Genomic DNA, 22,200 nt, shown 5'->3' with positions numbered 1-22,200 from the left:
GTTCCTGACGTATCAATGAATAATCCAGCTCAACAGCCACAACCCTAGAAACAGCCAGATGATCCCCATGATGATCGAGGCGCGCATGAAAGCGCGGATCGCTGAATACAGCAGCATCAACCCGATGACCAGGGCGACGATGCTGACGATTGAAGTGTCCATGCCCAGCGTGCGCGACAGGCCGTCAACGAAATTGCCGCCCGCGTGAGTGAACATGTTGAACAACCAGCTTAAGCCGTCGACGACGAAGCGGATCACGGCGCCAATCACTTGGCCGAGCCATTCGAAAACGCTTTCTACCTGCATATCTGCTTCCTGATGAGGGGCGTGGACCAAAAACGGCATTGCTCGCTTTGGCCGTCGATTGTCCGGGCGAGTTCCCTGTCGGGTAAAGGCTTTCTGTGAAGATCACCCGATTATTGCTACGACAGACTCGCTCGGGATCGTGCGAGCGAGCGTGCTCGCGAATGGGGCGACGCTTTGCCCGCGCTTTCGCCTGGCTCATCGGCAGCCTGCTCATGGTGTGCCTGCTGCTCTGGCTGGCCGATCGGATCTGGCCGCTGCCCTTGCCCAAGGACGATCTGGCGCGCGTGGTGCTCGCCGAAGACGGCACGCCGTTGTGGCGGTTCGCCGATGCCAATGGCGTCTGGCGCTATCCGGTGACGGTCGATCAGGTGTCGCCCTATTACCTCGAAGCGCTGCTGACCTACGAAGATCGCTGGTTCTATCAGCACCCTGGCGTAAATCCCATGGCACTGGCGCGCGCCGCTTGGCAGAACCTCGCTGGCGGCCACGTGGTGTCCGGTGGCAGCACGCTGTCGATGCAGGTCGCCCGTTTGCTCGACCCGCATTCGCGCACGCTGGCGGGAAAACTCCGACAACTGTGGCGGACCGCGCAGCTGGAATGGCACCTGTCCAAACAGGACATTCTGGTGCTGTACCTGAACCGCGCTCCGTTTGGCGGCACCTTGCAGGGCGTCGCCGCCGCCAGTTGGGCGTACCTGGGCAAGTCCCCGCAGCAGCTGACCCGTGCCGACGCGGCGCTGCTGGCGGTCTTGCCCCAGGCGCCGAGTCGCTTGCGTCCGGATCGCCACGCGCAACGCGCCCAGGCCGCGCGGGACAAGGTGTTACGGCGTCTGGCCGAGTTCGGCACCTGGCCCCAGGGTGCGGTTGATGAAGCGCTGGAAGAACCGCTGCTGCTCGCGCCTCGTCAGGAACCCAGCCTGGCGCCTTTGCTCGCCCGGCGCCTGAACCGCCCGAACAGCCCGCCGCTGATCCGCACCACCCTTGACGCCGGTCTGCAGCGACGTCTCGAAGACCTGCTACTGGGCTGGCGCGCGCGTCTGCCCGAGCGCACGTCCGCCGCGATTCTGGTCGTAGAAGCGCAGAACATGGCCGTGCGCGCGTACGTAGGCTCGGTGGACATCGGTGATGCCAAACGCTTTGGTCATGTGGACATGGTCAGCGCGCTGCGCTCACCTGGGTCAACGCTGAAACCCTTTCTCTACGGCAAGGCCATCGACGCCGGGCTGATCCATTCCGAGTCATTGCTGCAGGACGTGCCAAGGCGCTATGGCGACTATCGTCCCGGCAATTTTTCGTCGGGCTTCAACGGTGCGGTGGCGGCAAGCTCGGCGCTGTCGATGTCGCTCAATCTGCCAGCGGTGCAGTTGCTGGAAGCCTACGGCCCCAAGCGCTTTGCGGCGGAATTGCGCAATGGCGGCGTGCCGTTGACTCTGCCGCCTCTGGCCGAACCCAATCTGGCGTTGATCCTTGGCGGTGCAGGCAGTCGGCTGGAAGATCTGGTCGGTGGCTACAGCGCGTTTGCGCGGGGCGGACGCAGTGCGGACATTCGTTTGCAGCCCGATGACCGTCTGCGTGACCGACCGATGATGTCGCCCGGCGCGGCGTGGATCATTCGGCGGATTCTCAGCGGCCAATCCCGGCCTGACCTCGATCCCCACGCCGAGCTTGTGCAGCGCCCGCAACTGGCCTGGAAAACCGGCACCAGTTACGGCTTTCGAGATGCGTGGTCGATTGGCGTAGGGCCGAGGTTTCTGATCGGCGTGTGGATCGGCCGCCCGGACGGAACCCCGGTGCCGGGGCAGTTTGGGCTGGCGTCGGCAGCGCCGCTGATGCTGCAGGTTCACGACCTGCTGGTGAACCGCGACGCCCAGCGCAACATCCTGCCGCCCGTGTTGCCGGTGCCGCTCAACGTCGGTGTCGCAGCGATCTGCTGGCCGCTGGGGCAGCCGATGAGCAAAAGCGACCCGAACTGCCGTCGCCAGCGTTTCGCCTGGACCCTCGACGGCACGACGCCGCCGACCATGCAGGCGACCGATCAGCCGTTGGGGTTGGGGCTCACGGAGAAAGTCTGGCTGAACGACAAGGGCTTGCGCGTCGCGGCAAGTTGTCCACAGGCTCAGGCCAAAGAGATTGCCCTCTGGCCGGCGCCGCTCGAACCCTGGCTGCCCAAGAGCGAGCGGCGCGAGGCACGTTTGCCGGACATCGACCCGTCATGCCCGCCCCAAGGGTTGAGCCTGGCGCCGCCGTTGTCGGTAGTGGGGGTGCGAGAGGGCGATCAGTTGCGCTTGCCGGCCGGCAGTCAGCAGCTATTGCGCCTCAAGCTGTCGGCGCTGGGCGGAAGTGGCCGGCGCTGGTGGTTCATCGACGGCACGCCGGTGGGCGACACCGCCAGTCAGGACAGCTACACCCACACCTTCACACGCATGGGGCGATATCAACTGAGCGTGCTGGATGAAAGCGGACAGACTGCCAGAGTGGAATTCAGTGTGGTGGATTGAGGCCTGGAGTTCGCCCCACTCTTGTGGGCGCGAGCGGGGTGGCGGTCCACCTTGCTCGCGAATGGGTGCTACAACCGCTGAATCTTCGGCGGTTGCAATGCCGTCTTCGTGAGCAAGCTCACTCCCACATGGACCATGCCTCACCGGCTGAGAACTGGGATCCACCCTCAATGGGGCGGGTATTGCTGCAGGATTTTCTGCACCGTCTGGCGTAAAGCCTGCTCGCGCGCAGCAGGGTTGGCGTTGCCGTCACTGACCATCTGTTCGGTGCTGCCACGCCACACCAGCTTGCCGTCCTTGCCGTCGAGCATGTCGATCTGCAGCGTCGAGACTTTGTAATCGATGTTGCGCGTCTCGGTGCCGATCGGGCCGCCCCAGTAGCCGCCCCATGGATTACCCCAATACCCGCCACCGCCGCCGTAGTTGGTGGTGACCGTCTGCTGACGGTTCTCAACGATCAGCCACGTCTGCAATTGAACGTCCGCTTTCACGCCGGGCGCCGCCATGCGCAGGCCGCGCTGCTCAAGCTGCTCGCCGACTGCCTGGCGAATGCGCTGCTCGGTGAGGTCACTTTTGATCCGCGGATCGTCGGGCTGATATTGCAAACCGGGCTCCTTCCACGCCCAGGACCGGTAGGCGCCGAAATCGCGCTGGGCGTCGAAATCGCGGTTGACCCGATCAGTCTGGCAGGCGCCGAGCAGCAGGGCGACACAAAGGACAGCAATGCGGCGGTACATAGGATTTCTCCAGCGTGTAAACAAAACGCCATGGGGCGCGAAATCAGGACGGCGGGTAGGCCGTCAGGGCTTGTTGTACGGCCTGGCGCAGGGCTTTGGCGCGCGTCGACTGATCGCCGCCGCTGGCGGTTTCGGCGCTCGCGCTCCAGACCGGCTGACCGCTGCGGGCATCGAACAGACTGATGCGCACCACAACTACCTGCTCTTGATAGGTGCGCACGATCGGCACGCTGGCATAACCGCCGTAACCGTTGCGGTACCCATTGCCACCGTAATAGCCCACACCTGAACCGCCGTAGTACGGATCGTAATAGTCGTCACGCACCTGCCGAATCCGGGTCTCTGCATGGGCATCGGCGGCCACGCGCAGGTCTGCCGCCTGCGGGTTCTGCGAAGGCCGCAGACCGCGTTGATCCAGCCCGTTGCTGACGGCTTCGGCCAGTTGAGCAGAGTCAGCCCAGAGGGTGCCCGGTGGCAGCTGGCCGTTGAGCCAGGCCCAGTTGCGATAGCGCCCGTAATCACGCGGCGCCGCAGGGTATGCGCTCATGTCGATCGCATTGGCGGCCTGAGGCGGCGCCGGTGGAATGGCCGCAGACACGGCGCGATAAGGGTTGGGGCTCTGGCAGGCGGCGAGGCCCATGCAGAGGGAAAGCAAAGCGAGACGGCGTTTCATGAGGGTCTCCGCAGCGAGTGTTAAGCAGCGTGTATCAACCAGCGTGGGTCAGACAGCCCGGCACATCCAGTGCAGATAGCGTCCGAGTCCGGCGAAGGCCGGGTGGCGACGGTGTGCGAGCTCCATTTCCAAGAGGTCCGCGAGATCAGCTTTGGCCTGAAACTCGACCGGCATGTAATCGTGAAAAACCCGAACGCCACTCTGGGTTTCGACTCGCCACAGGGAGCCAAGTTGCGCCGCCAGTTCGCGGGGATCAACAGGCTCCTGGGGCGTCAGGCTCTGTTTTTCACCGGCCAGGGTGTTCCTGCGCATCTTGCGGAAGTGGCCCTTGAGCAGGTTGCGGTAAATCAGTGCGTCGCGGTTGTAAAAAGCCAGTGACAGCCAGCCGTCGGGCTCGGTCAACTGATGCAGCACCGGCAGAATCGTGAACGGCTCGTCCAGCCATTCCAGCACTGCATGGCAGATCACCAGGTCGTAACGCTCAGTCAGAATATCGGGCAGGGCTTGCCAAGGTGCTTGAATGAACGTGGCGCGCTGACCGGCATCGGCGAAGCGCTGACGGGCGCCCTCCAGCATGGGGGCGGCGGGCTCAGCCAAAGTGACGTCATGGCCGCGTTCGGCGAGCCACAACGACATGTGGCCAAGCCCCGCGCCAATGTCCAGCACGCGCAACGGACGATCCGGCAGGCTCTCGGTGAGGTCAGCTTGCAGCACCGCTAGACGGATCGCGCCCTTGGCGCCGCCGTAGATTTTTTCAGCGAAGCGCGTCGCCAGTTGATCGAAATGACGGTCGCTCATTGGCTGAACCGCCGTTCGCCGTCCGCCAGTTTCGCGCGCACGACTTCATCCATGTCCAGGCCCAACTCGCTGCACAACAACAGCAGGTAAAGCACGATGTCCCCGACTTCCTGCCCGGCGTGGGCCAGTTCATCAGCCGGCAGTTGGCGGGACTGATCTTCGGTTTTCCACTGGAAGATTTCCACCAGTTCAGCCATTTCCACGCTGGCGGCCATGGCCAGGTTTTTCGGGCTGTGAAATTGCCGCCAGTCGTTGTTATCGCGGATGCGATGCAGGCGTTCGGTGAGTTCGTCGAGGTTCATGGGCGTCTCCTGAAGGTGCGTAGCTTCAGGGGGATAAGCGATTGACGCAAGGGGGTGAGATGCGCCGGGACGCAGGTTCAATACCCGCTACGGCGGTGCGCCGATTCCCGGCTGAAGCCGGTCCTACCGTCGGCGTGCTTAGTGGGACCGGCTTCAGCCAGGAAGGCGTGAGATGCCACACCGCGAAGTAAGCGTGCATTGAGGCGCAGCCATCACTCCGAAGCCGGCTGCCAATTCCCCAGCACATGCACGATCCCTTCCGCCCCCTCAACCTTGAACTGCCCATGGGACCCTGCCGCGCTGGCAGACAGCGTCACTCCGCTGGGCAGCCGCACTGGTTTTTGAAATGCCACCGATATCTCCACATTCGAGGCCGGCAGGTGATCTTCAAGGGCTGCCAACGAGCGGCTTTTTATCCACAGCCCATGGGCAATCGCCTTGGGAAAACCGAACAGTTTGGCGCTGCTGTCACTCAGGTGAATCGGGTTGTAATCACCACTGACCTTCGCGTATTGGCGACCGATGTCCGACGGCGCCGACCACGTCGCCAGTTCCGTCATCGGCAGTGGCGCGGGCTCGTCATCGCCTTCGATCTCTCCATCCACGTGAACGCCTCGGCACAGCATCGTGCTCTCTTCCTCCCACAGCAGGCCCAGCGCATCCTCGATCTGGGTGATCAGACTGAACGTCGCGCCTTTTGCGTGGGGCTTGAGATGGCCGGCGCGTACGCTGACCTGCACCTTGATCACGCTGCCGAGCGGGCGACGAATGCTGATCCGGTTATGCAAGTGGACCAGCCCGAGGAGCGGGAAGGGGAAGTCTTTGTCGGTAAGCAGCTTCATCTGCAGCGGGAAGGCCAGCACGTGGGGGTAAGTGGGCGGCAACAGGCTGCCGGGCACGAACCGGCAGACCTGGGCAAACGCCTTGACCTTGTCCGGGTCCACCGACATCCAGCACCGCAGGCCCTGATCCGGCAATTGGGTGCCGCTGACCTTGCGCCGCAGCGCCGCTTGCATGAACAAACCGGGCAAGGCCGGGGGCGTGTCCAGATACCGCCAGTGCGCACTCATCGAGCTTCTCCTGTGGTGATGCTGCAGATCAGGCACGCCTCGGACAGACGGGGCGAGCTCAAACGGTGATCGTGTCGGTACTCACTCAGGCGCCAAGCACGCTTTGGCCGCACACGCGCAGCACCTGGCCGCTCATTGCGCCGGAGCCCGGCTGACCCAGCCAGGCCACTGCTTCCGCCACGTCTTGCGGCTGACCGCCCTGACCCAAAGAGCTCATGCGTCGACCGGCCTCTCGCAGGGCAAAAGGCATGTGCGCCGTCATGCTGGTTTCGATAAAACCCGGCGCCACGGCGTTGATGCTGATGCCCCGCGCTTTAAGCGTCGGCGCCATTGCCCGTGCGTAGCCGATCAGGCCGGCCTTGCTGGTGGTGTAGTTGGTCTGGCCGCGGTTGCCTGCCAGTCCGCTGATCGACGCCAGCAGAATCACACTGCCGTTGTCGCGCAGTGCGCCGCTGTCGATCAGCGCCTGGGTCAGCACCTGGGGAGCATTGAGGTTGACGTCGAGCACCGAGTCCCAGCAGTCCGCGGGCATATTGGCCAGCGTCTTGTCCCGGGTGATGCCGGCGTTGTGCACGACGATATCCAGGCCGCCGGGGAGGTGTTCAATCAACTGAGCGGCAGCGTCCGGTGCGCAGATGTCCAGCACCAGCGCCTGCCCGCCAAGACGCGCCGCCAACGCATCGAGATCGGATTTGGCTTGGGGCACATCCAGCAACACGACTTCGGCCCCGTCACGGGCGAGGGTTTCCGCGATGGCCGCGCCGATGCCTCGGGCTGCGCCGGTTACCAGCGCTTTACGTCCGGCCAGTGGGCGGGTCCAGTCCTGAACCTGCTGATGGCAGGCACTCAGGCGAATGACCTGACCGGAGATGAACGCGCTCTTCGGCGACAGGAAAAACCGCAGCGCGCCTTCCAGTTGATCTTCGGCGCCGTCCTCTACTTGCAGCAGCTGAACCGTGCCGCCGTTGCGCATTTCCTTGGCCAGAGAGCGGCTGAAACCTTCGATGGCCTGCTGCGTGCTGGCCGCCAGCGGATCGGTTTGGGCATCGGGCGAGCGCGCGAGAATGACGACGTGGGCGCTGTTATCCAGATGACGCAAGATCGGCTGAAAGAATTCGCGCAACTGATTCAGCTGAAAGGTGTGCAGTAGCGTGCTGGCGTCGAAGACCACAGCCTTGATCTTCTCGCTCTGCTCGGCGGTCCAGGGTTGGGCGCCGGTATTTTCGCCAGTCACTGCACCGCCAGCACTGAACAACACGTCGGTCAGGCGTGGCGCAAAGGCGCTGACCCGCTCGGCCAATGGCCCCGTGCTCAGCAACATCGCGCCCTCAACCGGACGCAACCGACCCGCCTGCCAGCGCTCCAGACGTGCGGGCGCAGGCAAACCGACGGCGCCGACCAGCTTGCGGCCGAGGTCGGAGTTGACGAAGTCAATGTAGCGATCGGATGCCATGGAACACTCTCCTTGAGTCTGGGTTCAAATCAGTGGACCGCGTGGTCGGGTAATAGGTCCTACGCTGTCAGGCAGCGCTTCTCAAACCATAGACGCATTCAGGGCAGGGAGATTTAGATGATTCAGACACGACGCGTGGCCATTGTCGGCGGTAATCGCATTCCGTTCGCTCGCTCCAACGGCGCGTATGCCACCGCCAGCAATCAGGACATGCTGACCGCCGTGCTGGAGGGTCTGATCGAGCGTTTTAATCTGCATGGCCTGCGCATGGGCGAAGTCGCCGCCGGCGCCGTCCTCAAGCACTCCCGTGATTTCAACCTCACCCGTGAATGTGTGCTCGGTTCGCGGCTGTCGCCACAAACGCCGGCTTACGATATTCAACAAGCCTGCGGCACCGGGCTCGAAGCGGCGCTGCTGGTGGCGAACAAGATCGCCCTCGGTCAGATTGAGTGCGGCATTGCCGGCGGCGTCGACACCACGTCCGACGCGCCCATCGGCGTCAACGAGGACCTGCGGCAGATTCTGTTGCAGGTCAATCGCAGCAAGACGACGGCCGACAAACTCAAGGCGCTGACGCAATTGCGCCTGCATAACCTCAAGCCGGAACTGCCGCGCAATGGCGAACCCCGCACCGGTTTGTCGATGGGCCAGCACTGCGAGCTGATGGCGCAGACCTGGGGCATCCCCCGCGAGGCGCAGGACCAACTGACGCTGGAGAGCCATCAGAAAATGGCCGCTGCGTATGCGGAAGGCTGGCAGGACGACCTGCTCACGCCGTTTCTCGGCCTGACCCGCGACAACAACCTGCGAGCCGACGCCAGCCTGGAAAAACTCGCCTCGCTCAAGCCTGCTTATGAGCCCAGCGCCAAAGGCACGCTGACAGCGGGCAACTCGACGCCACTGACTGATGGCGCGTCCTTGGTGCTGCTTGCCAGCGAAGCGTGGGCGCGTGAGCGGGGCTTGCCGATTCTGGCCTACTGGCAGGATGGCGAGGCCGCCGCCGTGGATTTCGTGCGCGGTCACGAAGGCCTGCTGATGGCCCCGGTCTACGCCGTCCCTCGTCTGCTGGCACGCAACGGGTTGACGCTGCAGGACTTCGATTATTACGAGATTCACGAAGCCTTCGCAGCGCAGGTGCTGTGTACGTTGAAGGCCTGGGAAGACCCCGAATACTGCAAAACCCGTTTGGGCCTGGATGCGCCGTTGGGATCGATTGATCGCCGCAAGCTCAATGTGAAAGGCAGCTCGCTGGCGGCGGGACATCCGTTCGCTGCGACCGGTGGGCGCATTGTCGCCAATCTGGCGAAGTTGCTGAGCAAGAAAGGAGGAGGGCGTGGATTGATCTCCATCTGCGCGGCCGGTGGTCAGGGCGTTACGGCTATCATCGAGAGCTGATTTTTTAAAGTGTGTTTAAGGGACTTTTTTAAAGGGGACTGATTTATTTACAGTGCTTTAAAGGGGACTGATTTATTTACAGCGCTTCACCGTAAATTAATCTGTCCCCGTTTGAAGGGAACCAAAATCAAATAAATCAGACCCCTTTAGTCAAAATCCCTTTAGTCAATACCCCTTTTAGTCCAGTGCGGCAGCCCGATTCTGCATCAGCTGTCATCCCCCAAACAGGCTCCAGCGATGGCAACTGACGAACACTCCTCACGCAGCCTCGATACTCAGCGTCAAATCCCGGCGATCAAGGCGCTACCGCGCGCGCTCTACGCCCGAGCCGAAAGTTTGAGCCAAGGCTCATGGACCCCCACTCACAGCCACGACTGGGTGCAGTTTTCCTACGCCATCAGTGGCGTACTTGGCGTTCACACCCCCCATGGCAGCTTCTTTGCTCCGCCGCAGTGGGGCGTTTGGATTCCGGCTGGTCTCGACCATGAAGTGGTCACGTCAACCCGCGCCGAGATGCGCAGTCTTTATGTGCGCAGGGAGGATTGCGAGTGGGCGCCGGACCGCTGTCGCGTGCTGGAAGTCACGCCGCTGGCCAGGGAGCTGATCAAAGCGTTCTGCCAGCTGCCGGCGGAATACCCACAGGTCGACAGCCGCGAGATGCGCCTGGTGCAGGTGCTGATCGATCAGTTGGCAAGTCTGCCCGAAGTGGGGTTTTCCCTGCCGCTGCCAAGGCATGCGCGCCTGCTCGGTCTGTGCAATGAACTCATCGAACAACCTGAGCAGCTCATCACCCTGACCGAGTGGGCAGCGCGACTGAGCATGTCCGAGAAAACCCTCATGCGCCTGTTCCAGCGGGAGACCGGCCTGAGCTTTCGAGGCTGGCGACAACGCGCCCGATTGCTGTCCTCACTTAAAGCGCTGGAGGATGGCACAAGCGTGACCAGCGCAGCGCTGGCCTCGGGTTACGACTCGACATCCGCATTTATCGCCGCATTCAAAAGCCTGTTCGGGCTTACCCCCGGAGAGCTCTTCCGCAGCCAATAACAGTAGGTAGGAGTGGAAAGGGGACTTGTGCGTGGAAAGAGGTGGGGCGTGGAAAGGGGACTCACTGGAAAGGGGACTGATTTATTTACTGTGGAAAGGGGACTGATTTATTTACAACGTTTCACCGTAAATTAATCTGTCCCCGAGTGCCGCGCGTGCCATGTCCCCGCGTGCCAAATCCGATCTGATCCATCCCTGATCAAGTACCCAATACACCCTGAGGCCGACCCCGGCCCCGGTATTCAACCCGTCGCCCCAACACCTGTTCAACCTCATCAGCAAACTGCCGTCCCCCGGTCAATTGCCCCCTCTGCAGTGCATTCCGAATCAGTCTCAACTCGCCGTCAGCCGCTGGCGCCTCAAAAAACGCCCGATACGCCTGTTGCCGACCAAGCTGTGTCAGCCCCAACGCCTCGTAACAGGAATGAACATCCAGCCAGTCGTGCTGCACATTCGTGGTGAACCGCAACCCAAAGCTTGACCATCGATACTCCTCCACGCGCTCAACCATTCCGGCCCGCACAGGATTGAGTTCGATATACCGACTGCACGCCAGCAAATATCCATCGGACTGCACAACGCTAGACTTGTAACGACTCTCCCATAGCGTTCCAGACCGCCCCTCCAGCTTATTGCGATACCGCGTCATGCGCGCAGCAAGCGCCTTCATCAACTTCCCCAATCCTTCGGTGCATGACGGGGCTAGCAATAAGTGCACATGATTGGTCATCAGGCAGAACGCAAACACCTTCACGTCAAACACATCTTTGAGTTCCTGAAGATCATCCAGATAACGCGCGAAATCGTCCTCATGGGCAAACACCGTTTGCCGGTTATGGCCGCGCTGAACAATATGATGAGGGTGACCGGGCAACACGATACGAGTAATGCGGGGCATGACTGATCCTCCGTCCTTGGGAAGGATCAGCGTAGCCGCGATGGTTCAGGGCGACCTGCGTCAAAGGGGGCAAATTGATTGCAACGTTTGTAGCGCAAGTGAACCAAAAGCGCTGACTTGAGGCAAGGGGACGGATTTATTTAGAGATGCAAGGGGACTGATTTATTTACACGCTTCACCGTAAATTAATCTGTCCCTGGTTTAAATAAATCAGACCCCTTTATCTCTAAATTTCGATTACGTAGATGTCATGGATCGTGTAATCATTTCCGCCTTCAGGGGTATTGCCGATTCCTCCTCCTTTATCCCACCAACTTTTGATGGAAAGCTGTTGATGTTGACTGCTTTGCGCAGTGAATGTGGCGCTAATGGTTTTCCAGTTAGCAGTTTGCAGCTTTTCACGGTTAAGCTCCAAGTTGCCGATATTTACCGAAAGCTCGGGCTGTATCCAGGTGCTAGTGTCATTGTTTTTTGCGGTGAAACCGAACTCGTACGTTTTGCCTTGTTTAAATTCAAAGTTAGCATAGATGATCACGCCAGCGTGACCGGATGCGCTAGTTGTATCATTTCTTAGTCCTTGTCCCGCAACTAGTCTGCATTGTGTATATGCAGCTCCGGGTATCCATACTCCAAGCGAGCCTGATTGAGAGAAGTCAATTCTGTGATCTGACCATGGATCGATGATAGTGAATGACCAACTATTCGATGTCAGTGACCCATTCGAATTTCGTGCAACAAATGTGTAGGATCTGCTCTGGGATAGCTCCCAGCGCCCCCTCCATGTCCCACCTGCATCGACTGCCATATCCTGATAGAAAGCTCCGTTGTAAAATAGCTGAACTTGAGTGTCTGGCGACCCCGTCCCTCCAAGATTTCCATACGTTGAGTTAGTTTCGGTGCCGTTAGCGATGTGTCTGCCTGCTGCGTCCGTGAGTGAAGTGATAACAGGGGGCACTTCGGCGGGCTTGGCCGTGACCGTGTAACTCCTTGCCGGAAACACTTGTCGCGTCGGCCCTCCATCAAGAGACACTTCGAGCACCAGCCTCAATGTTGAGGCGTCCGCTAACCCTTCTAGATAGCTAAGGGGAACCTTGGTGCTTTGAGTTCCCGTGCTGGTAATTTCATACTCTTGCCAGGCAGGTAGATCCAGATTGTTGGACCCCTCAAGGTGCATCGACATTTTTTGCCCTACCGCGATAAACGGCCATGGCTGCACCGTGAGATCGGCATCGCCTTGCAGCGCCCCAACATCCAGTGAGCTACCCGACGCCTGGCTGATAACGGGCGTTGGCAGTGAGGTCGGCGGAATCGCCTCAATGGTCAGTTTCAAAACATCCGACCGATGCTCCTGCCCCCCACGATGAACCTGATAGCGGACGTCGATGGTTTTACCGATTGCTTTACCAATCAGGACAGCCGGAACAGGGGACTCAACCGTCTCCGGCGGAGAGCCACCGGGTTCACCAGGCTTCGACGGAATGGTATCGGAGATATCGTTCCAGACCGGCACGATAGTATCGGTGGCTCGCATGCCAGGGTAACTCGCACGAAACGTGGCGCCGCCCACGACGGTGATCGGATTCAATGTCCCCGCCAGCGCTTCCACGATGACCGGCGCCGGAATTACCGCCGGTGCGCTCCTAATGGTGTACGCCTGTTCCGAAAACGGAAATCGTGTTGCACCGCCATCAAAAGACGCCTCCAGCTTCAGCGTAAAGGTCGAGCCGTCGGTCAGCGTTTTGAGGAGGTCCTTGGAGATGCCCCTGCTCTGGGCGCCCAACGTCGTGACGTTCAGCGGATTCCAGTTCTGCAGCGTGATCTGCGGTGTCGAGACCACGCTCAGCCAGAGTTTTTGCCCCACTGCCTGACCAGGCCAGGCCGCGAGTGTCATGTGGGCGTTGGCGGTCAACGCCGTCACATCAAGCTCAGTCCCCTGCGCCTCGGTAATGACCGGCTTTGGATAGGCCGGACGCACATACTTGCGCACGGTGAGTGGAAGGGGCTCGGACGCGACGCCGTTCGGCTCATTTGGATTGAGCACCGAGTAAATGACGATGATGGGTTGAGGGACGGTTTCACCCGCTGCAATGACAAGNACGATCGAGTAATCATCGTTCCAGTAAAAACTGACCAGATAGGTGGCGGGAATATTATCAATGACAATATAGGTGTTATCGACAGCGTTGTTCTTGTTGGGATCAAGCACGTTGAATGCGTCTGCAGGCTCGACCTTAGGACGAGGGTAGAGTGCTGCGTTAATGGATAAAGTGCCGTCAAGCGCCTGTTTAATTGCCGCTGTCAATTTGTCTTTTTGCTCGGCGGTCAGGATGGCGTTCTTCATTTTCTTTTGCTCCTTGCAAGGTGGGTATCATTAGTGCGATGCGGGCAGGGGGCTGGTAGTACTTGCAGCGCCTCACCGTAAATAAATCAGGTCCTTGTTTTAAATAAATCAGACCCCTTTATCCAGACCCCTTTATCCAAGACCCATTTACCCATCATTTTTGCTTTTAGATATCAGGACGCGTCGTCGAGCGATTCCAATCTCTTGATCCCCCTCCAATAGTGTTTCTCACTCGGGGCGTGACATGCAAAGTTTGCTGAGGGAAACTGCCAGATAAGACCATTTGAACCGCACCCTTCGGTGGTGCTGCACCAGCAGTCACCGTATGCGTATCCATCTGACGGGAATGGAGTTCCATAGAGTCGTGCAAGCACGTTCACGTGCACCTGTTTGATAGGTAAGCAGTTGTTGTCTTGGGTATATTTAACTGCCTCAGCATATGTAAATAAGTAGTCAAAAGCTACCATGTGTGCATACATGTTCGATGCGGTCGCGGTATATGAGGCCTTATTATTCTGGGCGTCTGTAACTGTTATCGTACTGCTTCCCCAGCCTCTACCTTTGGCTTTACCCTGATTATTAACTGAAACAAAACGCGGGTTGCTCGATGAGTAGCTGTAAGGCGGCGTCCCTCCTGTAGCCTTCCGCACCTCTGTATTACCTATCGCATCCGTCCCTGTTAGTGGCCATGCCCGGATGGCGGCTACATATAACCCATTAAGGCTCATCGTCGTTTGATCAATCGTCAAAGGTTCAGGTACAGGTTTAGCAATCACCGTATAACTCTGCACCGGAAACTCCTGGCGCATGGATCCTCCATCAAAAGACACTTTTAGCACCAGCCTCAATGTTGAGGCGTCCGCTAACCCTTCTAGATAGCTAAGGGGAATCTTGGTGCTTTGAGTTCCCGTGCTGGTAATTTCATACTTTTGCCAGGCAGGTAGATCCAGATTGTTGGACCCCTCAAGGTGCATCGACATTTTTTGCCCTACCGCGATAAACGGCCATGGCTTCACCGTGAGATCGGCATCGCCTTGCAGCGCCCCGACATCCAGTGAGCTACCCGACGCCTGGCTGATAACGGGCGTTGGCAGTGAGGTTGGCGGAATCGCCTCAATGGTCAGTTTCAAAACATCCGACCAATGCTCCTGCCCCCCACGATGAACCTGATAGCGGACGTCGATGGTTTTACCGATTGCTTTACCAATCAGGACAGCCGGAACAGGGGACTCAACCGTCTCCGGCGGAGAGCCACCGGGTTCACCAGGCTTCGACGGAATGGTATCGGAGATATCGCTCCAGACCGGCACGATAGTATCGGTGGCTCGCATGCCAGGGTAACTCGCACGAAACGTGGCGCCGCCCACCACGGTGATCGGATTCAATGTCCCTGCCAGCGCTTCCACGATGACCGGCGCCGGAATTACCGCCGGTGCGCTTCTAATGGTGTACGCCTGTTCCGAAAACGGAAAACGCGTTGCACCGCCATCAAAAGACGCCTCCAGCTTCAGCGTAAAGGTCGAGCCGTCGTTCAGCGTTTTGAGGAGGTCCTTGGAGATGCCCCTGCTCTGGGCGCCCAACGTCGTGACGTTCAGCGGATTCCAGTTCTGCAGCGTGATCTGCGGCGTCGAGACCACGCTCAGCCAGAGTTTTTGCCCCACTGCCTGACCAGTCCAGGCCGCGAGTGTCATGTGAGCGTTGGCCGTCAACGCTGTCACATCAAGCTCGGTCCCCTGCGCCTCGGTAATGACCGGCTTTGGATAGGCCGGACGCACGTACTTGCGCACGGTGAGTTGAAGGGGCTCAGACGCGACGCCGTCTGGCTCATTTGGATTGAGCACCGAGTAAATGACGAGGATGGGTTGAGGGAGGGTTTCACCCGCTGCAATGACAAGGGCAGAGGGGACCTTGACCCTGATTTGCGTTCCCTCGGAAGCGACCGGTTCGATCGAGTAATCATCGTTCCAGTAAAAACTGACCAGATAAGTGGCGGGAATATTATCAATGACAATATAGGTGTTATCGACGGCGTTGTTCTTGTTGGGATCAAGCACGTTGAATGCGTCTGCAGGCTCGACTTTAGGACGAGGGTAGGGTGTTGCGTTAATGGATAAAGTGCCGTCAAGCGCCTGTTTGATTGCCGCCGTCAATTTGTCTTTTTGCTCGGCGGTCAGGGAAGTGGTCTTCATTTTCTTTTGCTCCTTGCTAATCTGGTTCACGGAGTCGATGTGTGAATAGGCTGTGAGCCAGACAGCCGGGTATTGACGTACTTGTTACTCAAACCCGGCGGTATCTAATGATCGTTACTTAAACCAGTCGTAGGGTTTTTCAGCCTGGAACTCTCAAGAAACTGTGCCTGTCAGGAGTACGGTGGTGTCTTGCGTAGTTCCTCCGTCAACAATTTCCAGCCCTTTTGAGTCCGTCACCTTGGTGATTTCAATCGTATGAACAACCGGGACGCTTCTAATGGTGTACGCCTGTTCCGAAAACGGAAAACGCGTTGCACCGCCATCAAAAGACGCCTCCAGCTTCAGCGTAAAGGTCGAGCCGTCGTTCAGCGTTTTGAGGAGGTCCTTGGAGATGCCCCTGCTCTGGGCGCCCAACGTCGTGACGTTCAGCGGATTCCAGTTCTGCAGCGTGATCTGCGGCGTCGAGACCACGCTCAGCCAGAGTTTTTGCCCCACTGCCTGACCAGTCCAGGCCGCGAGTGTCATGTGGGCGTTAGCCGTCAACGCCGTCACATCAAGCTCAGTCCCCTGCGCCTCGGTAATGACCGGCTTTGGATAGGCCGGACGCACGTACTTGCGCACGGTGAGTTGAAGGGGCTCAGACGCGACGCCGTCTGGCTCATTTGGATTGAGCACCGAGTAAATGACGAGGATGGGTTGAGGGAGGGTTTCACCCGCTGCAATGACAAGGGCAGAGGGGACCTTGACCCTGATTTGCGTTCCCACGGAAGCGACCGGTTCGATCGAGTAATCATCGTTCCAGTAAAAACTGACCAGATAGGTGGCGGGAATATTATCAATGACAATATAGGTGTTATCGACAGCGTTGTTCTTGTTGGGATCAAGCACGTTGAATGCGTCTGCAGGCTCGACTTTAGGACGAGGGTAGAGTGCTGCGTTAATGGATAAATTGCCGTCAAGCGCCTGTTTGATTGCCGCCGTCAATTTGTCTTTTTGGTCGGTGGTGAGGGAAGTGGTCTTCATTTTCTTTTGCTCCTTGCAAGATTGCGCGTTGTCATCTTGATGTTGTCCCACAGCGTCCAGTCGGTCTCTCCGGTAACGCGGATGAAGTGAATGGGCAGGGCGGTGGTGGAAATGAAGTGATGATTTGTCGTTGCTGGCAGGGTTTTAGTCTCGACGATATTTTTACTGGCATCCAGCAAGTCGATACGGGTTTTGCCGTTGCAGCCATAAATGTCGAATTCAATTTTCGAGCAGTCGCGTCGCAAATCCATCAGGACGACTTGGGTTCCTGGTTGGTTGGCCGGATGTTGATAGCAAATGTGAAGTACAGGCAGTTGCAACGCCGCCGCCCCGTCGGGGGGTACGTCATCGCGTATCGGGAATCCTGCCTGGCCGTTGCCCGACTCAAAAAACAGTGTGATGTAATCGGTGCTGAGCGTTCCTCCGGCCCGGATCATCGCGCCCGTGCGTGACGTGAAATCATCCGTGATCTCGTTCGGGAGCGGATCAAGGATCGCAAGCGTTCGGGTGACTGATTTGCCGCTGCCCCCAGCCGTTCGCTTTACTTCATAAAACACATTAACGGTGCTGCCGCGGCTTGGATCAATCTGCGCTGCCAACACCGGCCAATCGAGGGACTGATTATCGCTGGCGATCGTAAACGTCTGCGACGCACTGCCCTCCTGAACGGGGCCGGTCCAGTAAATCGTCACTTCGTCCAGGCGCTTGAGGGCAGCAGCGACGCCATCCACATGTACCGAAGTGCCATTGGGATTGGCCGCCGGATCGAAAATGTCGCCAGGGGCGTTCAGCACCGTCGGGATGGTAAGCAATATGCTTCCGCTGACGGTGTAAGCCGTGACCTCTGACTTCAACGTTGCCCCACCCGGTTTGTTAACGCGATAGCTTATGCTCAACGAGCCACTGGCCAGGGGCGTGAGTAGGTTTTTGTTAACCTCCATGTCTTTCCCAATCGAGGCTTCCCCATTCCCTACGGTATAGGTGTCCGAGAACACCAGCGCGTTACCGGCCTCCGTCAGCCCCTCCCAGGAGAGAAAAATCACGTCATTCTCTGCTTTACCGGCATAGGCAGGTATCCGAACCAGTACCGGATCCGAGATCACGCCAATGTCTATGTCACCGACAACGCCAGGGATCAGTGGTGCTGTCAGTTGCGCGGGCACACCGACCACAGTGATGGTGGTACGTTTCGAACCTTTGCCTTGTACCAGATAGCTGACAACAGCCCCGCCACCGGCAATGGCCACAACATCAGCGTTGGCCACGGTGAACTCCAGATTGAGTCCGCCTCCGGGGTATGTTGCTGGCCCAAGGACCTTTTCGAATGGCATACCGTCTGCAGCTCTGCCCTTCCAGTTCAGCGTTACCGAGTCCCCGGCAGCGGGAATTCCGTTGTCATGGGGGATTTCGACCTGGACATTGCCGCTGCCCAACTGATCGAGATCGATGATGCTCACCCGCGTCCCGGCTACCTTGACGGCCGGTGCTGGAGGAGCGTTGGGATCAACGATGACGTTGGTAAAAGCTGGCCTGGACACGAGCGAGTAATTGTTGACGATGTCCCTGATCTCATAACTCACCGTCACGGGGCTGCCGTCGCCCGCACCAATGAGCGTTTCTCTGGGGATAACAACGGTCTGAGGCTGATCTACCTGCGCGCCGACCAATGGAGCCTGTGTAAGCCGAACGCCGTTCCAGATGACCGTGAGTTCGTCGCCTTCGGCCATGTACAGCCATGGCGCAACAGTGACACTGACGGGGATATTCTCGTCAGTTATGTCGCCTGCAGGTGTAATACTCGCCACGGTCAGTCGGTCATTGAGGTAGGGTGTTGAAGCGTCGGTATCAGGTCCGCCGGGCACTGACAACTTTACGCGCACCGTTCGTTTGTCTGACTGTGCAGTTGAGTCGCTGAGTTGGTCAAAAATGGTGTAATAAACTTCACCACTGGGCTCGACAATGGAGACCGGATAGAGGTTGAACGCCATGAAGCTGTTCTGAAAGTGCGATTCCTCCAAGGAGAAGGTCTGTACAGTTTCGTCGTTCCAATAGAGCGTGACGAAGTCTCCCGGTTGGTAAGCCTGGATATTTAACCGAGCCTGCAAGAACACGGGCTTACTGGGGTCGTTCAAGTCATCCCAGCCTAGGCCAGGCCTCGCCGACCCGTAATCCATGACGGGGATGATCAATGGATTGAGCGCTAACGTTCCACTTGAGCGGGTTGAGACAGTGCCGTCTGGTAAAACTGCCATAAGGTAATTCCTTTCAGAGCGAACGGTGTTAGAAGCCAGACCTCTACAACAGGGCCCTACTGCGCCCTGTTGTAGAAGGGTGACTACGCGCGAGGAATAACTACGGTTCCCGAACGCGAATCTGCCGGTATTGTAGGGTTGATCGGACAAACAAAAAGGTTTCCTACTGGACCCAGTGCGATCCGGATATACTTCTGATCCGCCTCAACAGGTGTGCCAACTTTATTGGTAATGGAGTAATTCACCGTGCAGCCAGCACGGCAGATTTTTTGCAGATAGGGATTATAAGGAACAGCAAGTTCGTAATGACCCAGTAGTATTTCCTGGTCGGTGATCCTGTGGTCGATGACAACAAGTTCGGTCCCGGAGATTTCCTCAGCCGTGGGGTCAAATAGACCTTTCCGACCCACGAACCTCAAGTTGATGAGGTCATCCTTGGCAATGTTGCTCACATCCTTCAGCATAATCTGGATGGGCGTTCCGTCCAGCCCGTTCTTCGTGTTGATCACATTCTGAGCGGTATCCTCTTCGGGGAATACCGCCTTGGCTAACGAACCGTCCCCTGGCAGTAAGCCTGGCGATTGCACATCGACCGGTGTCGGTTCGGATACTGCAGTCGCTACCTGACTACTGGGGGGCAAATCACGGCTTACGATGTAGAACACATCTTTCAGTCCGGTCGAGGCTCCCACTGTCGTTGCGGGTATAGTGATTTCCGCATCTTGTTTTTCATTTGCCTGGGTAATGGGAAATGGCGTTCCAATGAGTATGCCGTTCCAACTGACTTGCACCCGATCCCCGGGTTTCCAGATAACCATCCCGTCTTTGCCGATATGGGGAACAGTGGCTACAGCATCCTTGTTGAAGTCGCCAGGCGGAATCACGTTATCACCGCCAGCGCCGCTGTCACCGACGACGACCAGCGGCACGAGGTTTTCATGCCAAGGCGTTTCCGGGTCTGGATCGGGGCCTGGGCCTGGGCTGTCGAGATTTACGTTAACGGAAGTTGGGGGAGAAGTGTTTGCAAGCACGCTCCCGCGCCATATTTCGTATGTAACTACTTTGCCGTTGCCGCTGCCTTCGGCTAGAACATCCGCATAAGGCAACTTGATCACTTTCAAAGGTACGGTTGGGGCAGGGTTTAAGTCGGCCGCCACCAACGTCACGGGCGGCATTTTCGTATTGCCCCATACGACGTAGATCCTGTCGCCTTCCGCAGCGTTCGTATAATTCGGTATTTCGACTTCCACCAGTTCAGCCGCGTCTTGCTGAGTCACGACGCCGTGAGCGACGTAGTCCGGAACCACCGGAGGCTCAAGATCAGTTGGCGCTTCGGTCAGGAGTACTTCAATAGGGACGGGGTTTGCACGTGGACTGATATTGCCGGCCTTGTCCGTGAGTCGATAAGCAAAGTATAGGACCTTGTTGCCCAGCGGCTCGATGTCTGTGACCAAAAACTCGACATCCAAGGCTTTGCCTGCGCTTGTATCGGTCAGCGTAAAAGTGCCGGGAAGATATTTAGCGTCGTCCTCTGCTGCGGTATCGCTTAGCCACAGTTGCGCAACATCCAGGCCGGCGCTCAGATACCAGGCGGGCAGGGTGGCGGGAATGCCATCACCGACGACATCCGCCAGGGTAATGCCTGACAGTTGCTCCTGGGTGAATTCCAGCAAAGGCATATCGAGGGGGGAAGCTCCGCCCGGGGCTTCGCGATCGAAGATTACTGTTACAAGATTTCCTGACAGAGCTTGTCCGCTGGAAAGCGGGTCAAAAACGCTGTAATCGAGTGCCCATGGCGTGGTGCCCGTTGCAGGAAAATCCGCTTTAGGAATCGCCAAATCGAACACGAAGCTGCCATCATCTGACTCGGGCTGGGTAATAGGGCGTTGAGGTCCTAGTTCCGTCGCTGTTCCGTCTTCGGCCACCCGATACAACTGAATGACGGCGCCCGCCGGAAACTCGGGAACTTTGTTCGGGATGCGAACTGGAAGATCCGCACCCAGTATCGCAAGAGGAAGAGTGCCGTCCGGAAAGACCGTGTCTGGCACTTGGAGTGGGGGGAGTAGGGTGGCAACAAGCTTGCCCACGCCGTTATCGACCGATGCGCGACCGCTTTTCTCAAAACGTTTTTTTGATTTGTAACGCCAGCGTGTCAATGACACAGGAATTTCGCGGCTGCGTGCCACCTCGGACTGGTTCCCCAACCCGTCCCGCAGTTGATACGCGAAATATTGAGGAATATCACCGTTGATGAGCAGTAGAGACTTGGGGAAGCGCGCAAAGGTAGTTTCGCTGATACTTGTGACTTCCACCGCACTCTCGGTGACCAGCACTCCTTCCGTTTCAGAAGTGCCCAGCCATGGCGTAAGAACATCCCCGATACGCTTGCCATACCAGAGTGGCGCCCGGACTTCGAGGTAGTCGTCCGTCAAGTCGCTCTGTGCGATGCCGTCGAGTTGCTCAGGTGTGAAGCTCAAGTAGGGAAGCGGCGTTCCACCTGGAGGTTCTCGATCCAGAATCACCTCCACAGGCAAATTGGATAAGTCCTTTACGCTGCCAGAGCCTACGTAGTAATCCACGTTGAACGTTACACTTTCACCCTCGGACGGAAAAGAAGCCTTATCAATAGTCATTGAGTAGTAGAAAGCGGGGTTGCCCTGGGCGGCTTGCTTGTCGGCAGCGGTGACGGTACGGCGTGTTCCGAGCGGGGTGCCTCTCACATAGAGTTCCAGAAAATCGCCGACGAAGATGTCGTCGCTGTCGGGAATTCCCACCTCAAGGTCTGCGTCCAGAAACTCAAGCGGAATCGTATGAGTAACCGGGTCTCTATTAAAAACAGTCAGTTGCAAAAGCGCGCGTCCTGCTCGAGCTCTTGTTGATGACGGAAAGATATTGTTTCCCATGTCCAACTCCCTGTGAAGATATGGCGTAAATGCCGATAACAAGATGGTGGGTTTTCAAGAGTCTGTCTGCTGTCATAAATGACAGTGCCGTGGGCGGGCGATAAATAAATGTCAACGAAAGTACTTGGCATATCAATGTGTTGTCGGCGCCGTTGGGCGGTTAGAGCGAACTGAAATAACCATTATTTCGAATGGTTATTAAAACGGGCGTTAATACGCGTGCTAAATAATGAGTGCTGCATACACTTGGTTTACCCTTTGATAAGCGCCATGAGCACGCTCGGCAATCGCTAATCAATCAGGGGCGACTCAAGGAAA

General features: G+C 58.1%; 15 protein-coding genes. 3 read left to right on the top strand and 12 right to left on the bottom strand.

Features of this window, described 5'->3' with window-relative positions; all coding sequences use genetic code 11:
• Positions 1–12: 12 nt before the first annotated feature.
• On the bottom strand, positions 13–306 hold the full coding sequence (locus IFT99_RS14945; protein ID WP_065987718.1) for a hypothetical protein: 294 nt from the start codon (positions 304–306) through the stop codon (positions 13–15).
• A gap of 161 nt (positions 307–467) precedes the next feature.
• Here IFT99_RS14945 and pbpC point away from each other — a divergent pair, with 161 nt between their 5' ends.
• Positions 468–2,804, top strand: a complete 2,337-nt coding sequence (pbpC, locus tag IFT99_RS14940; protein ID WP_192133210.1) for a peptidoglycan glycosyltransferase PbpC — start codon at positions 468–470, stop codon at positions 2,802–2,804.
• Positions 2,805–2,971: 167 nt separating this feature from the next.
• Here pbpC and IFT99_RS14935 read toward each other — a convergent pair whose 3' ends face one another.
• The 6 genes from IFT99_RS14935 to IFT99_RS14910 form a co-directional block, all read right to left on the bottom strand.
• Complete coding sequence (locus IFT99_RS14935; RefSeq protein WP_065987716.1) at positions 2,972–3,541, bottom strand: DUF4136 domain-containing protein; 570 nt, start codon at positions 3,539–3,541, stop codon at positions 2,972–2,974.
• A gap of 43 nt (positions 3,542–3,584) precedes the next feature.
• On the bottom strand, positions 3,585–4,214 hold the full coding sequence (locus IFT99_RS14930) for a DUF4136 domain-containing protein (RefSeq protein WP_192133208.1): 630 nt from the start codon (positions 4,212–4,214) through the stop codon (positions 3,585–3,587).
• 48 nt (positions 4,215–4,262) lie between these two features.
• Positions 4,263–5,012, bottom strand: a complete 750-nt coding sequence (locus IFT99_RS14925) for a methyltransferase domain-containing protein (RefSeq protein WP_192133206.1) — start codon at positions 5,010–5,012, stop codon at positions 4,263–4,265.
• The gene (locus IFT99_RS14920; RefSeq protein WP_065987713.1) at positions 5,009–5,314 is read right to left on the bottom strand and encodes a MazG-like family protein; all 306 of its coding nucleotides are present in this window, start codon (positions 5,312–5,314) and stop codon (positions 5,009–5,011) included. The genes IFT99_RS14925 and IFT99_RS14920 overlap by 4 nt, the downstream gene beginning before the upstream one ends.
• A gap of 212 nt (positions 5,315–5,526) precedes the next feature.
• Positions 5,527–6,384, bottom strand: a complete 858-nt coding sequence (locus tag IFT99_RS14915) for a MaoC/PaaZ C-terminal domain-containing protein (RefSeq protein WP_192133204.1) — start codon at positions 6,382–6,384, stop codon at positions 5,527–5,529.
• 85 nt (positions 6,385–6,469) lie between these two features.
• The gene (locus tag IFT99_RS14910) at positions 6,470–7,837 is read right to left on the bottom strand and encodes a 3-oxoacyl-ACP reductase (RefSeq protein WP_192133201.1); all 1,368 of its coding nucleotides are present in this window, start codon (positions 7,835–7,837) and stop codon (positions 6,470–6,472) included.
• Between the two features lie 117 nt (positions 7,838–7,954).
• Between IFT99_RS14910 and IFT99_RS14905 the strand changes: the two genes are divergently transcribed.
• Both IFT99_RS14905 and IFT99_RS14900 read left to right on the top strand, forming a co-directional pair.
• Entirely contained in the window at positions 7,955–9,232 is a 1,278-nt protein-coding gene (locus IFT99_RS14905; protein WP_192133199.1) for an acetyl-CoA C-acetyltransferase, read from the top strand.
• Positions 9,233–9,469: 237 nt separating this feature from the next.
• Complete coding sequence (locus tag IFT99_RS14900) at positions 9,470–10,276, top strand: AraC family transcriptional regulator (RefSeq protein ID WP_192133198.1); 807 nt, start codon at positions 9,470–9,472, stop codon at positions 10,274–10,276.
• Between the two features lie 199 nt (positions 10,277–10,475).
• On the opposite strand, the gene IFT99_RS14895 is transcribed toward IFT99_RS14900, so the two are convergent.
• The 5 genes from IFT99_RS14895 to IFT99_RS14870 all read right to left on the bottom strand — a co-directional run bounded on the left by IFT99_RS14895 (position 10,476) and on the right by IFT99_RS14870 (position 21,882).
• Complete coding sequence (locus IFT99_RS14895; protein WP_192133196.1) at positions 10,476–11,174, bottom strand: transposase; 699 nt, start codon at positions 11,172–11,174, stop codon at positions 10,476–10,478.
• Positions 11,175–13,688: 2,514 nt separating this feature from the next.
• Positions 13,689–15,704 (bottom strand): hypothetical protein, encoded by a 2,016-nt coding sequence (locus IFT99_RS14885; protein WP_192133192.1) that lies wholly within the window; start codon positions 15,702–15,704, stop codon positions 13,689–13,691.
• A gap of 153 nt (positions 15,705–15,857) precedes the next feature.
• Complete coding sequence (locus tag IFT99_RS14880) at positions 15,858–16,727, bottom strand: hypothetical protein (protein ID WP_192133190.1); 870 nt, start codon at positions 16,725–16,727, stop codon at positions 15,858–15,860.
• The gene (locus IFT99_RS14875; protein WP_192133188.1) at positions 16,724–18,979 is read right to left on the bottom strand and encodes a hypothetical protein; all 2,256 of its coding nucleotides are present in this window, start codon (positions 18,977–18,979) and stop codon (positions 16,724–16,726) included. Before IFT99_RS14875 ends, IFT99_RS14880 begins: the two co-directional genes overlap by 4 nt.
• Positions 18,980–19,062: 83 nt before the next feature.
• The gene (locus tag IFT99_RS14870) at positions 19,063–21,882 is read right to left on the bottom strand and encodes a hypothetical protein (RefSeq protein ID WP_192133186.1); all 2,820 of its coding nucleotides are present in this window, start codon (positions 21,880–21,882) and stop codon (positions 19,063–19,065) included.
• Positions 21,883–22,200 lie beyond the last annotated feature (318 nt).

The organism is Pseudomonas sp. CFBP 8772, assembly GCF_014841665.1.
Taxonomy (GTDB): domain Bacteria; phylum Pseudomonadota; class Gammaproteobacteria; order Pseudomonadales; family Pseudomonadaceae; genus Aquipseudomonas; species Aquipseudomonas graminis_B.
This window is presented reverse-complemented; position numbering and strand designations above follow the sequence as displayed.

Bases quoted from the DNA above. Each gene is read 5' to 3' on its own strand.
- IFT99_RS14945 (WP_065987718.1), bottom strand. From the start codon at position 306: ATGCAGGTAGAAAGCGTTTTCGAATGGCTCGGCCAAGTGATTGGCGCC.
- pbpC (WP_192133210.1), top strand. From the start codon at position 468: ATGGGGCGACGCTTTGCCCGCGCTTTCGCCTGGCTCATCGGCAGCCTG.
- IFT99_RS14935 (WP_065987716.1), bottom strand. From the start codon at position 3,541: ATGTACCGCCGCATTGCTGTCCTTTGTGTCGCCCTGCTGCTCGGCGCC.
- IFT99_RS14930 (WP_192133208.1), bottom strand. From the start codon at position 4,214: ATGAAACGCCGTCTCGCTTTGCTTTCCCTCTGCATGGGCCTCGCCGCC.
- IFT99_RS14925 (WP_192133206.1), bottom strand. From the start codon at position 5,012: ATGAGCGACCGTCATTTCGATCAACTGGCGACGCGCTTCGCTGAAAAA.
- IFT99_RS14920 (WP_065987713.1), bottom strand. From the start codon at position 5,314: ATGAACCTCGACGAACTCACCGAACGCCTGCATCGCATCCGCGATAAC.
- IFT99_RS14915 (WP_192133204.1), bottom strand. From the start codon at position 6,384: ATGAGTGCGCACTGGCGGTATCTGGACACGCCCCCGGCCTTGCCCGGT.
- IFT99_RS14910 (WP_192133201.1), bottom strand. From the start codon at position 7,837: ATGGCATCCGATCGCTACATTGACTTCGTCAACTCCGACCTCGGCCGC.
- IFT99_RS14905 (WP_192133199.1), top strand. From the start codon at position 7,955: ATGATTCAGACACGACGCGTGGCCATTGTCGGCGGTAATCGCATTCCG.
- IFT99_RS14900 (WP_192133198.1), top strand. From the start codon at position 9,470: ATGGCAACTGACGAACACTCCTCACGCAGCCTCGATACTCAGCGTCAA.
- IFT99_RS14895 (WP_192133196.1), bottom strand. From the start codon at position 11,174: ATGCCCCGCATTACTCGTATCGTGTTGCCCGGTCACCCTCATCATATT.
- IFT99_RS14885 (WP_192133192.1), bottom strand. From the start codon at position 15,704: ATGAAGACCACTTCCCTGACCGCCGAGCAAAAAGACAAATTGACGGCG.
- IFT99_RS14880 (WP_192133190.1), bottom strand. From the start codon at position 16,727: ATGAAGACCACTTCCCTCACCACCGACCAAAAAGACAAATTGACGGCG.
- IFT99_RS14875 (WP_192133188.1), bottom strand. From the start codon at position 18,979: ATGGCAGTTTTACCAGACGGCACTGTCTCAACCCGCTCAAGTGGAACG.
- IFT99_RS14870 (WP_192133186.1), bottom strand. From the start codon at position 21,882: ATGGGAAACAATATCTTTCCGTCATCAACAAGAGCTCGAGCAGGACGC.